Annotated in this window: 11 protein-coding genes; 7 read left to right on the forward strand and 4 right to left on the reverse strand. The window is 56.9% G+C overall.

Annotated elements, in window-relative coordinates; genetic code table 11:
* Positions 1-199: 199 nt before the first annotated feature.
* The 7 genes from AC559G_RS06050 to AC559G_RS06080 all read left to right on the forward strand — a co-directional run bounded on the left by AC559G_RS06050 (position 200) and on the right by AC559G_RS06080 (position 8,067).
* Positions 200-1,105, forward strand: a complete 906-nt coding sequence (locus AC559G_RS06050) for a GntR family transcriptional regulator (protein ID WP_498911869.1) — start codon at positions 200-202, stop codon at positions 1,103-1,105.
* An 89-nt stretch (positions 1,106-1,194) separates the two neighbouring features.
* Positions 1,195-2,658: an ABC transporter substrate-binding protein gene (locus AC559G_RS06055; RefSeq protein WP_498911870.1), complete on the forward strand. Its 1,464-nt coding sequence runs from the start codon at positions 1,195-1,197 to the stop codon at positions 2,656-2,658.
* A 14-nt stretch (positions 2,659-2,672) separates the two neighbouring features.
* On the forward strand, positions 2,673-3,536 hold the full coding sequence (locus AC559G_RS06060; RefSeq protein WP_498911871.1) for an ABC transporter permease: 864 nt from the start codon (positions 2,673-2,675) through the stop codon (positions 3,534-3,536).
* Positions 3,533-4,345: an ABC transporter ATP-binding protein gene (locus AC559G_RS06065; RefSeq protein WP_498911872.1), complete on the forward strand. Its 813-nt coding sequence runs from the start codon at positions 3,533-3,535 to the stop codon at positions 4,343-4,345. The genes AC559G_RS06060 and AC559G_RS06065 overlap by 4 nt, the downstream gene beginning before the upstream one ends.
* Positions 4,346-4,413: 68 nt before the next feature.
* Positions 4,414-5,784, forward strand: coding sequence for an arylsulfatase (locus tag AC559G_RS06070; protein WP_498911873.1), 1,371 nt, complete (start codon positions 4,414-4,416; stop codon positions 5,782-5,784).
* A 5-nt stretch (positions 5,785-5,789) separates the two neighbouring features.
* The gene (locus AC559G_RS06075) at positions 5,790-6,776 is read left to right on the forward strand and encodes a formylglycine-generating enzyme family protein (RefSeq protein WP_498911874.1); all 987 of its coding nucleotides are present in this window, start codon (positions 5,790-5,792) and stop codon (positions 6,774-6,776) included.
* Between the two features lie 46 nt (positions 6,777-6,822).
* Complete coding sequence (locus tag AC559G_RS06080; RefSeq protein ID WP_498911875.1) at positions 6,823-8,067, forward strand: anaerobic sulfatase maturase; 1,245 nt, start codon at positions 6,823-6,825, stop codon at positions 8,065-8,067.
* On the opposite strand, the gene AC559G_RS06085 is transcribed toward AC559G_RS06080, so the two are convergent.
* From AC559G_RS06085 to AC559G_RS06100, 4 genes are all read right to left on the reverse strand, one after another.
* The gene (locus AC559G_RS06085) at positions 8,064-9,137 is read right to left on the reverse strand and encodes an iron-containing alcohol dehydrogenase family protein (RefSeq protein ID WP_498911876.1); all 1,074 of its coding nucleotides are present in this window, start codon (positions 9,135-9,137) and stop codon (positions 8,064-8,066) included. The genes AC559G_RS06080 and AC559G_RS06085 overlap by 4 nt on opposite strands.
* Positions 9,138-9,482: 345 nt before the next feature.
* Positions 9,483-10,940: a metalloprotease PmbA/TldD family protein gene (gene tldD, locus AC559G_RS06090; RefSeq protein WP_498911877.1), complete on the reverse strand. Its 1,458-nt coding sequence runs from the start codon at positions 10,938-10,940 to the stop codon at positions 9,483-9,485.
* A gap of 17 nt (positions 10,941-10,957) precedes the next feature.
* Positions 10,958-12,307: a TldD/PmbA family protein gene (locus tag AC559G_RS06095; RefSeq protein ID WP_498911878.1), complete on the reverse strand. Its 1,350-nt coding sequence runs from the start codon at positions 12,305-12,307 to the stop codon at positions 10,958-10,960.
* Positions 12,308-12,333: 26 nt separating this feature from the next.
* Positions 12,334-13,587, reverse strand: a complete 1,254-nt coding sequence (locus AC559G_RS06100) for a thioredoxin family protein (RefSeq protein WP_498911879.1) — start codon at positions 13,585-13,587, stop codon at positions 12,334-12,336.

Raw genomic sequence — 13,587 nt, forward strand, 5'->3', positions numbered from 1 at the left:
CAATGGCCTTGGGCAGATAGTAGCCCCGTTCAAACGTCCGAGAAATGCCAATAATGGAAAAGCTCATTCAGATAATGGCTATCGTGCGCCGCACAATTGCGGCGCCTGAACAATGCCAGCGGCAGAGGGCCCCGCTTCGCCGGTAGCCTATTGATTTTCGGTTACCTTGGCCACCGCGGCATGTTGATGAACAAAAAACATGCAATTTCCGGCAATAGATAGCAGATATTCTTATTTCATCTTATGCATGACTGTTTGTACCCTCTCATCATCACATGTTATATCAAGTGGTGCAAAAATGAGCAATATGAAGCATCAAAAGCCAAGCCTGGTGGTTATTTCTGAAACTGTGGATGAACCGCTCTCGGTGCATCTGGACACGCCCAGCCCACTGTATGAGCAGATAAAAAACATCCTCAGGACCCGGATCCTGGAAGGCGTCTATCAACCGAATCAAAAAATGCCGTCGGAAAGTGAGATGATATCCGCCTTTGGCGTCAGCCGTATCACCGTGCGCCAGGCGCTAAGCGATCTGCAGAGCGAAGGCCTGATTTTTCGCGTCCATGGTAAAGGCACCTTCGTTTCCAAACCGCGGGCATTTCAGGATCTGGGCAGCAGCCTGCAAGGCTTTGGCATTGCCATGCGCCAAATGGGCTATGAAAGCCACTCCAAGGTGCTTTCCATGCGCAATATTGTCGCCCCTTTCCAGGTACAAGAAAAACTACAGTTAACGGGAAAAGCCAAGGTGACCGAGCTGCGCCGCCTGCGCTTTCTTAATCGCGAGCCAATTTCCGTCGATGTGACTTATCTTTCAACCAGCTTGGGCGCCCGCCTGGCCAAGGCGAATCTGGTCAGCCGCGATATATTTGCCATTCTGGAGAATGATTTTCAGATCCCGCTTGGCCATGCTGATTTGCAGATCAGTTCAGGCCTGACAGATGAAATACTTGCCGAACAATTATGCATTGCGGAAGGTTCCCCGATCTCATTTATCGAACGGACGGTATATCGCACTGATAATACGCCGATTGAATTTGAGCATTTATATTATCGCGGCGATGCCTTTAAGTTTAAGTTCCGCGTAGACAGAGCACCCAAAGCCTAATACCACAACAACGATAAATTAAAGAAATTACTTTCAAGCATTGAAGACATATTCCAAATTTGCCCACCACCATGAGGAATGAATACTTTATGCACACAGCAAAACTTCAAACCCGAAAACTGCAGGCGCTGCCATGGCTATTCGTCACAGGCATGCTGCTCATAGCCGAACCCTTGAAAGCACAAACCACACTGGATATCGGAATTGGCATACAAAATACCACAACCAATACCGTTACGGCCGGCATTGTCATTCAACAACTCGGTTTACTGGATAAATATTTGCCGAAAACAGGAAAATATAAAGACATCCAATACACCATAAACTGGCAAAACTTCACCTCGGGGCCACCGATTACCAATGGCATGATCGCTGATAAAATCCAGATTGGCATGATGGGCGATTATCCCCTGTTAGTTAACGGAGCCACTGGGGAAGAAACCGGGAATCATACTCAACTGGTGTCGATCATTGCCTACAATGAATTCGGTAGCGGCAATGGGGTCGTAGTGCCAAAGGATTCGCCCTACCATAGCCTGGAAGATCTCAAGGGAAAAACGGTCTCCGTTCCCTTTGGCTCTGCGGCGCACGGCATGTTATTGCAAGCATTGCAGGCGCGTGGGCTGCCGGAGAATTATTGGCATTTGATCTCGCAGTCGCCAGAGGTGGGCAGCACCAGCCTGCAAGAGAAGCGCATTGATGCCCATGCCGATTTTGTCCCTTTTACCGAACTGCTGCCGTTTAGAGGTATTGCCAGAAAAATTTTTGACGGCGCGCAGACCCGCCACCCCACCTTCCACGGCGTGGTCATTCGCAAAGACTTTGGTGAAAAATACCCTGAAGTGGTCGTGGCTTACCTTAAAGCCATACTGGCGGCTAACGCCTGGTTGCGGGATAACCCCCAGCAGGCGGCGGAGAAAATAGCGCAATGGACCAAAACCGATAAAGAAGTGGTTTATATCTTCCTTGGCCCAGGCGGCATACACACGCTGGATCCAACCATTAAGCCGCAGTGGATCAGCGCGCTAAAAAGTGATTATACCGTCCTGAAAAAAATCAATAAGGTAAAAACCCTGAATATTGATGGCTGGGTAAACGATCGCTATATAAAGCAAGCCTACCGGGAAACGGGCCTCAATTATGGTAGCCAACTTGCCAGCCTGGATAATTACCAGGTAACAGGCAGCGATCCTATTTGCCAAAAACAGATTGATAGCCCTAAACAGGCTGGGCAGATCTGGATTCAAAACGGCGATATTGTTTCATTTTCTTCCCCCTACTGCACATTGCTTGGCGTAAAAACCTATCAGGCCGAAAAGAAAGACATTGATACGGTTTATCTGGTCGATCATGCCCTTGGCATTAAAGTGTTTGCCAATGCGGCCTATTATGCTGTTAACCACGACAGCACAGGCCCATTGGGCATCGTGCCCTTCCTGTTAAGGGGCGACGCACAAGATTATGCGGCCAAAAATAATGGCCAGGTTGTGGCCTATCAGGATGTATTGCCGTTGATTCCCGAGAGCCATACCACCGCGGCCAGCGGGGGTTAAACCGGAAAATGACCATGCTCGAGAATGAAAAACGCCCGTTGGCGAACCCCGTAGCCGGCAAGAAACAATGGCTGATGCCGGTTTATCACCTACTGCGCAAACAGGGGAAACCGTGGCTTTTCTCCTGCATTTCGCTGGGCGGGCTGTTTATTTTGTGGTACCTGGCCACCGCGTATAAGTTTGAATTTTACATTCGGTTCAGCAATATCCCCACGCCCTACGCCGTCTGGCAACAGGCAGCCGAGGTGGCCAAATCGGAGACGTTTTACGTTCATATCGCCAAAAGCCTGCAACGCATTCTGACGGGCTTTGCTATCGCCGCGCTGGCCGGGATCACGCTTGGCGTCCTTATCGGCAGATCCGTTTGGGTCTACCGGCTGGGGATGCCGGCCATTGAGGTATTGCGGCCCATCCCCGCCATTGCCTGGGTGCCGATCTCTATCATGCTCTGGCCCACCAGCGAATCCAGCATCATTTTCATCACCTTTGTCGGTGCGTTTTACCCGATTCTGATAAACACCATCCACGGCGTGCACATGCTGGACGAGGTGTTTATCCGTGCCGGGCGCAGCCTGGGCACCAGCGAGTGGCAACTGCTATGGCATGTGGTGCTGCCGGGCAGTATGCCCAGCGTGTTCACCGGGCTGGAAGTGGGAATGGGCGTCGCCTGGGTCTCTCTGATTGCGGCGGAGATGATCTCCGGGCAATACGGCGTGGGTTATTTCACCTGGGAATCTTATTCATTAGTGAACTATCCCTCAATTGTGTTGGGCATGATCACCATCGGTCTGCTGGGGTTGATATGCAGCGGCGCCATCAGGGCCATTGCCCACTTTGTTTTACCCTGGCACATCGACATTCACGGGAGAAAACCATGAACGTTAGCCATAAAGGCCGGGTGGAATGCCGCAACATCGGGGTGGTTTTCGGTGAGGCAGAGGCCCGTACCACGGCAATCGGCGATGTGTCTCTCACCGTGCAACCCGGTGAATTTGTGTCGTTGATTGGCCCTTCTGGCTGCGGTAAATCAACGCTGTTGAATATCGTCGCGGGGTTTACCCAACCCAGCCGCGGCCAGGTCACGCTGGACGGCGCGGCCATCACCAAACCGGGGCCGGAACGGGGCATGGTGTTCCAACAATACTCGTTGTTCCCTTGGCTGACGGTAAGGAAAAACGTGGAGTTCGGTTTGCGCATGGCCAGCATGCCGGCGGCCCAGCGCGCGACCACAGCGCGTACCTTGCTGAGCCTGGCCGGCATGTTGGCATTTGAAAACCACTATCCCGATCAGCTATCAGGCGGTATGAAACAGCGCATCGGCATTGTCCGGGCGCTCGCCACCAATCCCCAGGTGGTGCTGATGGATGAACCCTTCGGCGCCCTGGACACCCAAACCCGCAGCGTGATGCAGGAAGTGCTCACCGCGATCTGGCAGAAATTCAGGCTATCGGTGCTGTTTATCACCCACGATATCGAAGAAGCCATTTTCCTCTCCGATCGTATTTATGTCATGACTGCCCGGCCCGGGCGCATAAAAGCCGAAATCACCATTCCGCTCTCCCGGCCGCGCACGGCGCAAATGACCGATAGCCCCGTGTTCAACGCGCTGGTCAGGGAATTGAAAGGGCTGATTCGCGAGGAATCGTTGGCCGCCATGGGAGCCGAATTATCTGAAGGCAGTCCGTAGGGTGCCAAGCCATACACCGACGAGTTTTAACCACGTTTCATTATTAAATCACCAGACAGGAGCTGAACATGACGGTACGCAAGCCCAACATTTTATTTTTTCACGTGGACAACCTCGGGATGGGAGAACTGGGCTGTTACGGCGGGGGGATCCTGCGCGGCGCAGATACCAAAAGGATGGACGATTTCGCCAGGCAAGGGCTGAAACTGACCCATTACGTGGTTGAGCCGCAGTGCACCCCCACCCGTTCGGCACTGATGACCGGCCGCTACCCTATCCGCTCCGGCAACCATACCATTGCGCTCGGTGGCAATGCCGGCGGTCTGGTGTCCTGGGAGAAAACCATCGCTGAAATCCTGGCAGACGAAGGCTATGTCTCGAGTTGCCAGGGAAAATGGCATATCGGCGCTGAAGATGGCCGTTGGCCGACCGATCATGGCTTTGATGAATGGTATGGCCCACTGCGCACCTATGATGAATGCATGTGGTTGGAAGATCCCCATTACGTGCCGGAACGTGACGGCTATTCCTACATGCACGAAGGCCGTAAGGGCGAAGGCTGTCACCCCATTTTAGATCAGCAGTTAACCCTGCAAATGAAGAAGGACTGCGATCTGGAATACCAAAAGCGCGGCATCGACTTTATGCAGCGCAGCGTGGCGGCAAATAAGCCATTCTTCCTTTACTTCAACCACTCGCTCATGCATTTCCCGATGCTGCCGCGGGACGAGTTCGTGGGCAAAAGCACCAACGGCGACTGGGGCGACTGCCTGCTGATGTTGGATCATGATTTCGGCGTATTGCTGGATCAGTTGGATGAGCTGGGTATTGCCGACAATACCATTGTGGTGATGTGCGGAGATAACGGTGCGGAAGATCATCTGGCTGGCCGCGGCACCGGCGGTTTCTTTGATGGCTCTTATTTCAGTTCAGCGGAAGGCGGGATCCGCACCCCGCTGTTGATGCGCTGGCCAGGGCATATCCAGCCGGGCACCGAGAGCAATGAAATGATTCACGTCACCGATATGTTTACCACTCTGTTGGGTTTTGCCGGCAGTGAACCACCGAAGGATCGGCTGATCGACGGGATCGATCAACGGGCGTTTTTCCTGGGGGAACAGCCGGTTTCCAATCGGGAGTCCTGCATGGTGTGGTTGAACGATGAGTTGCATGCTGTTAAATGGAAAGATTTCAAAATCAACTTCAAACGGCAGCAGCATTTCCACGATCCTGAACTGCCGCTGGGTTTCGCCCGAATTACCCATTTACAGGAAGATCCCAAAGAGCGCGAAGCCGTTAATCAGCGCTATGTGCGGTGGTGGGTGATGCAACATGCCCATCGGGTGGTGCATGATTTCGAAGAGAGTGTGAAACAGGAAACGGTGATCCCACCCGGCGCACCGCTCGATTTCGTGCCGCGCAAAACGCCGGCCGAGTAGCCGCCATGAAAATCTATAAACCGGCCGGGGCAATCCCCCCGGCATCCTTAGCAAAGGCCTGTCATGCCGCCCCCGAGCACACCGCAATTGGCCGCCGCGAAGGTATGGTATGGATCCCATCAGGCGAATTTCTGATGGGATCGGAACAGTTTTATCCGGAAGAACGCCCTGTTCGGCGCGTGCAGGTGGCCGGATTTTGGATCGATCCCTGCCCGGTTACCAACGCACAGTTCGCACTATTCACCAACGAGACCGGCTACATCACGGACATGGAACAAGCGCCCGATGCCGCCCTGTACCCGCAGGCATCCCCCGCGTTACTGGTGCCGGGCTCGCTGGTTTTTACACCACCGGCCGGCCCGGTGAGTTTACAGGACTACCGGGCCTGGTGGGCCTATGTACCCGGTGCGAACTGGCGCCACCCACAGGGGCCAGAGAGTAGCATTCAGGGACGGGAACAGCACCCGGTGGTACAACTCACCTATGGCGACGCCAGCGCTTACGCAGCCTGGGCAGGAAAGGCGCTGCCAACGGAAGAAGAGTGGGAATATGCCGCCCGCGGCGGGCTTGAGGGCGCCGCGTACGCTTGGGGGGATGAATTCGCCCCCGGCGGCGCCATGATGGCCAACACCTGGCAGGGGCAATTCCCCTGGGAAAACCTGGCGCAAGACGGCTTTGAGGGAACCTCGCCGGTGAAATCCTTTCCCACCAATGGTTATGGGCTATATGACGTCACCGGCAACGTCTGGGAATGGACCCGTTCGCTTTTTGCCCCTCGATCGGCAGCCATTGGGGAAAAGCGCTGTTGCCTTCCCTCCAACGGCCTTGCTGCCGATAGCCGTAGGGTGGTGAAAGGCGGCTCGCATTTGTGCGCACCGAATTACTGTCTGCGCTACCGGCCGGCAGCACGGCAGGGGCAAACGCTGGATACCGCCACCAGCCACATCGGCTTTCGCTGCGTTGCCTATGCCAGGCACATAAGTGAACGTTAGCCGCAATCTGCGCGCCAGTTCACCCACGAGGTAAGGAGTTCCAGGCATGACGCATCCCTTTCACCTAATGGCCAAACCCACCAGCTATCAGTGCAATTTGGCCTGTGATTACTGTTTTTATCTCGATAAAGGCATGGGCTGCCTGCCTGCGGGTCAGCCTTTCCGCCATATGGAAGAGAATGTACTGCGCGCCTACATCCAGCAAAATATCGCCTGTTCACCGACTGCGGAAGTGATGTTTGCCTGGCAAGGGGGCGAACCCACATTAGCCGGGCTGGATTTTTACCACCGCGCACTGGCTTACCAGCGCCAATACGCCAACGGTAAAACCATCCGCAATACCCTGCAAACCAATGGGGTGCTGCTTGATGATTCCTGGGCAGCCTTTTTGGCAGAAAATCAGTTTCTGGTTGGGGTATCAGTTGATGGGCCGCAGGCCTTGCATGATAAATATCGCAAAAGCCGAGCCGGAAAGTCCGTGTTTCAACAGGTGATCGGTGCGGTAAAACGGCTGCAACACCACCGGGTGACGTTTAACCTGCTGGCAGCGGTCAATAATGAAACCGCCAAAGCGCCGCGGGAAATATACCATTTTCTGACGCGGGAACTGGGCGCCGACTTCCTGCAGTTTATTCCCATCGTGGAGCGTGACGACCAACGCAAAAGGCCGCCGTCGGGCGAGTTAATCCATCCACAGGCCCTGGGGCAGAATAGCATCACCCCTTGGTCGGTGAGCGGTGAAGCCTACGGGGAGTTTCTGATCGCGGTGTTCGACGAATGGGTGCGGCACGATGTCGGGGAAAAATTCGTGCAGCTATTCGACTGTACCCTGGCCGCATGGATGGGGGCAGTTCCCGGCCTGTGTGTGATGCAACCCAACTGCGGCCGGGCCCTGGTGATCGAACAAAATGGGGATATCTACAGCTGCGACCATTTTGTCTACCCGGAACAGCGGTTGGGAAACATACTGGTCGACAACCTGGCGGCACTGGTGGACGGTAAGCAGCAAACGAGTTTCGGCGCGCAAAAATCGGCGTTACCGCCGGATTGCCGGCAATGCCGCTACGGCTTTGCCTGCCACGGCGGCTGCCCCAAACACCGAATCCTCTTCAAACAGGGCGGCGCGCATAATTTTTTATGCGCCGGCTACCGCGCCTATTTCCAGCATGTGGAGCCTTATATGAACTTTATGGCGCAGCAGTTACAGCTGCGCCGTTCGCCGGCCAACGTCATGGCCAACGTTGGCGCCATCGCCGCAGCCCAATACCCCCCAGCCCCACGGGCTGGCTAAAACAAGCGATCCGTCGCCAGCAACGCCTGCTCAATCGCCGTCGGGGTGAGCGAAAAAGGCAAACGGGCGGCGATATCCGCGGAGAACTTCGCCTCGCGCGCAATCGTTGCAAAGGCCGCCGCACGATCGCCCGTCAATGGCGCCAGCGTGAGGGGCGCATCATACTGGCGCAGCAAAGACAGCAGCTTTTGATCCGGCAGCCCGTTGCCGTTTGCCAGCAAAGACTGCACCAGTAAGCAAAAGCCGACTATTTCGCCATGCAGCAACGAATGCACTTCGGGTTGATAGGTCAGCCGGTTGTGGATCACATGCGCCACGCCGGGCACCGGATCTTTACCGCTCATGCTGTTTGCCAGCCCCGCCAGCGCGATATTGGCGTCAATCACCTTGATCAATGCGGAGGTCACCTGTTGGCGCTGGTTATCGCGCACCGCCGCCGCACCGTATTGTTCGAAGGTATCCAGCGCCATTTTCGCCGCCTGCACTTTAAGACTCAACGCCAGGCTATCGCTGTCTTTCTGCTGGTAAAGAACATATTCATACCATTTGGCTAGCGCATCAACGATGCCGGCCTTCAGATAACGCGTGTTGCTCTGCGCGATTACTTCGCTGTCGACCAACACCATCAGGGGCATATGGCTTAACATCAGGCGGCGATCCTGGCCGCCCTGCGGGTGGTAGATAATGCTCATCGGCGACCAGGCGGCGCAGGTGGCGGCAATTGTAGGAACCGTCACCGCCGCCACGCCATCCAGCGCATTGGCGACCGCTTTGGCGCAATCAAGCACCCGCCCGCCGCCAATCCCCAATACCAGCTCGGCGCCAAACTGCTGCACACGCGCCTGATGCAGGCTAATGGCAGCGTCGCTACATTCCCCTTCAAAGAAACTCAGTTGGTAGTTTATGCGGTGCGCCTGCAGGCTGGCTTCCAACTGCGGGTTTACCGCCTGCCAGGCATGGGGCGTGGTAAGGATGGCGATGGTGCTGGCGTGCGGCGCAATGTACTCCCCCACGCGGCCAGCCAAGCCAGGCTGCTGCAAATAGATGTTCGGTGATTTTATCGTAAGCACGCGTATACCTGTTTTATTAATGATAAATAACCGGCGTCAACAGCCCTTTCCCGGTGGGGAATAATCAAAACCTTATCGTAAAAATAAAGGCTGCCATGGCGGGGCATTAACCGAATAGCTGTGTTATTCCCAACATGCTACGAGAAAGGAAAAAATAAGCAACGGCTGAACGGCTATTTCAATTTCGCAAATTTGCATATAGATAGATTAAATTCAGCAGTAGAAAATAAAAGGCTTACGGGTTGCGCTGGATCAACGCAGTTATTCGATATCTATAAGCGGCTCATGGCGATGCGATGTTTCTCGGCCTCGCCGGTTGGGTGCCGCAAGCGGCACCCAAGCCGATCAGCCCTGGCGCGTGCCGCCCACCACCAGGTTGTCCACCTTCAGTGTCGGTTGCCCCACGCACACCGGCACGCTTTGCCCAGCCTTGCCGCACACGGCGGTACCGTGATCCAGCGCCAGATCGTTGCCGACCATGCTGATTAACTTCAGGGTTTCCGGGCCGTTGCCGGTCAGGGTGGCGCCTTTCACCGGCGTGGTGATTTTTCCGTCTTCAATCAAATATGCCAACGCGGTCTGGAAGCTGTACTGGCCACTGGCGATATCCACCTGCCCGCTGCCCAAATCTGCCAGATACAGCCCGCGTTTCACCGAGGCGATAATTTCCTCCGGCGCATATTGCCCGTTGCGCATAAAGGTATTGGTCATGCGCGGCATCGGCAAATGCGCATAAGACTGGCGGCGGCCATTACCGGTAGGCGGCAGCTTCATCAGGCGCGCGCTCAGGCTGTCGTGCATATAACCTTTCAGGATACCGTCTTCGATCAGCGTGGTGCACTGGGCCGGGTAGCCTTCATCATCAACGTTCAATGAACCGCGCTGACCGGCCACGGTGCCATCGTCGACGATATTCACGCCGGGTTGCGCCACCCGTTCGCCGATGCGCCCGGAATACACCGAGGTGCCCAAGCGGTTAAAATCACCTTCAAAACCGTGCCCCATTGCCTCATGCAACAGCATGCCGGGCCAGCCTGCGGCAATCACCACCGGCATACTGCCGGACGGCGCGGCGATCGCCGCCAGATTGATCAACGCCCGATGGACGATCGTGCGTAACGCAGCCAGCACATGCTCATCCTCGAACAGTGAGAAATCGCCACGCCCGCCGATGCCGCTACTGGCTGTCTCGCGTACGCCCTGTTGTTCAACCACCACGCTCATGCGCAACACCAACATCGGCCGGATATCCGCCGCCTGGTGGAAATCATGGCGCAGAATATAGTTAACCGAATGGGTCAATTCCAGGCTGGCCGTTACCTGCACCACCCGCGGATCAATCGCCCGCGCCATGTGGTTGATTTTCTCCAACAGGCCGATTTTCTGCGCGGCCTCACAGGCCAACAACGGATCGTCGGCGATAAAATTCAGCCGCTGCGCACGCTCGGCCGGCAATGCAACCCGAGCGCGTTTCCCCGGCGCGGCTATGGTTTTGACCGAACGGGCTGCATCCAGCAGATGCTGCTGGTCGATATGCTGGGAATACGCGAATGCCGTCTGGTCTTCTTCCACAGCCCGCAGGCCGAAGCCCTGATCGACATAAAACGAACCGCCCTTCACCACGCCGTTTTCCATCGCCCAGGTTTCGCGGCGCAGGCTCTGAACGAACAGATCGGCATAGTCCACCCGGTGCGCCAGCACCTGATCCATCACCGCCTGCAAATCGGCGTCGCTGACGCCGTGCGGCTCCAGCAATTGCTGTTTTGCCTGCGCCAGATGCAATGTTGTTACTGATTCACTCATGATAAAAATCCTCTGGCTTAGCGCCCCGCCACCTGCAGGCTATCGATTAACACGGAACCACTGGTCAACGCGCCCTGGGTCAGGGTATCGGCACCGATGGCAACGATGTTGAGGAATATCTCCGCCAGGTTGCCCGCTACCGTTACGCCGTCGACCGCATGGCGGATCTCGCCCTCTTCTACCCAAAAGCCACGCAGGCTGCGGGAGTAATCCCCGTTAATCAAACGTGCGCCGCCGCCGCTGAAACTGGTCACCAGCAGGCCGGTATGGAGTTTTTTCACCATGGCGGAGAAATCATCGCTGGCCTGGGTGCGGCTGCTACGCAGGATCAGGTTGCCCGGCCCGGAACCGTTGCCGGTGGGTTCCATCCCCAGGCGGCGCGCGGCATAGGCGGACAGGAAGAAACCGCGCAGGCTGCCGTTATCCACCACCTTGCGCGCCAGCCCGCTGATGCCGTCGCCGTCGAATGCCCGGCTGGCTAGCCCCTGCGGGATAAACGGATTTTCCTCAACGCTGATATGTTCGCTGAAAATACGCTGGCCAAGGCGCTCGGCCAGGAAACTATTTTTGCGATACAGCGCCGCGCCGCCGGCTGCCTGCACCAAGTGTTCAAGCAGCGACAGAGCGCTGCGCGCATCGAACAGCACCGGGCAGCGGCGGCTGCCGGTCAACGGCGCAACGTCTAGCGCGGCCAGCGCCCCGCTGCCGGCCCGTTGGCCAATCGCCTCCGGCGCCATCAGTGACGGCGCAAGATGCGATTGTGAATACCAGAAATCCAGTTGGCTGCGGCCCGCTTTTCTGGCCAGCGCCTTGGCGCTCATCACGTGGCTGGTTTGCCGACCGCCCTGGGCAAATCCCGCGCTGCTCATCAGGAACCACTGGGATTGGCCGCTACGCACCCAGGCGCCGTCGCTGGCCACCCCCGTTCCCGCCGACGCAATACCGCTTTCTATACGTTGGGCCAGCGTCTGTACGCCGGTTTCGTCCACCGCCCAGGGGTGCCACAAATCCAGTTCGCGCGGCGCCTGGCACAGATACTGCGCCGGCGGCAGCCCGGCAAACGCATCCTCGCCGGTATAACCAGCAATCCGGCAGGCGGCCTGAACGGTTTCGCTCAGGCGCGCCGGTGAAAAGTCAGTGGTGCTGGTGGTGCCCTGATGCTGCCCGCGATAGACCGTCAGCGACATGCCGGACTGCGCATCACGGGTGCGCGCCCGCAGCCGGCCCTGGCGCATTTCAATCAATAGGCCGTTACTTTCGGAAAACATCACCTGCGCGGCAGAGGCACCGGCCTGGATCGCCTGCGCAATCACACTGTCGGCCAGTTCCGCCAGTTGCCGTTGGCTGTGGGCAAAGGGATTCACCATAGTGGCCTCCTGGTCATCAGTCATGGTTAAAACTCCGGCGCTTCAGCCAGCAAACGGTTGAGTTCCTGCTGCATCCTCGCTCTCACCGGCTGGAAAAGCTGCGGGATACTTTGATGAAAAGCATTTTCTTTAGCGAGGAATTCCGCATTTTCCGCCGCCCACTCCGCCCTGAGCGCTGCGATCTCATCCTGGCTCAGCTTACCCGCTGGCGATTGGCGCTCTTGTTCCCTAAACCAGCCCATACGTTTACCCGGCGTAGCCCGATCCTCATCACTCCACCCTGAGAGGATCTCCAGGTGCTGGAACTGCGCCCAGTGGATATTAATCGCGATATGGCCCCATTTATCGCCCTCGGTGGTGGCCGGCACCGGCGACAGCAGTTGCAGCAGCGTGGCGAACAGCTGTTCCAGTTGATGATCCGGCCGCTGATAGCTCTGCAGTAACAACGCCGCCTGCTCGCCTACCGCCTCCCAGGCGCTGGGTGCGGTTTCACGGCCCGCAAGCCGATCGGCGCATAATGCCTGCCAGCGCGCGAGCAACTGCACCAGTTGCGGTTCGCGCAAATAGCTGGCCCAGGGCGCCGATTCCTCACTCAACCACCAATGCATAAACCGCAGCGGCACCAGCCGGTAATCCTTGCCGACTTTCAGCGCCGCAAACAACGCCGCCATCTGCTCCGTCGTCAGATAACCACAGATATCGAGTAGCCGCCCAATGGCGATGGGCAACCCGGTTATGCGCTCAAAGGCATGACTTTCGGCCTGATGAACCATCGCGGCCGACGCGCTACCCTTGCCGTCAATCCAGAAGCTACCCAGCCCCACGCTGATATCGCCCGCCGCAGCATGGCCAATGGCACGCTGGGCGATGAAATCGTGCAGCTCCTCGTCGCCATAAAAACTGGCCCAGGCCAGCGCTTCGGTATGCGCCACCGCCGGTTGCGCGCTCACATCCACCTGGTGCCCGACCAGCCAGGCGTTAAGCTGCCCCTGGGACAGCGCGCCCACCTGCCGCTCCGGCGGCGCCTCGCCCTTGAACAACAGCAGAGTAGGAATACCGCGCACGCCAAAACGCGCCATAACCGCCGGGTATTTTTCCACATCGATCTTGGCCACCAGCAGCTTGCCCGCACTGGTTTTTGCCAGCTTGTCGATAATCGGCGACATCGTGCGACAGGGCACGCACCACGGCGCCCACAGATCGACCAGCACCGGTAATTTCGCGGCGGCCAGGAAACTGTCCAGGCTGGCGTCGGTTAATTCGTTTGATTTATTCAACAT

Origin of the sequence: Gibbsiella greigii (assembly GCF_039540155.1) — a bacterium.
Lineage (GTDB): Bacteria > Pseudomonadota > Gammaproteobacteria > Enterobacterales > Enterobacteriaceae > Gibbsiella > Gibbsiella quercinecans.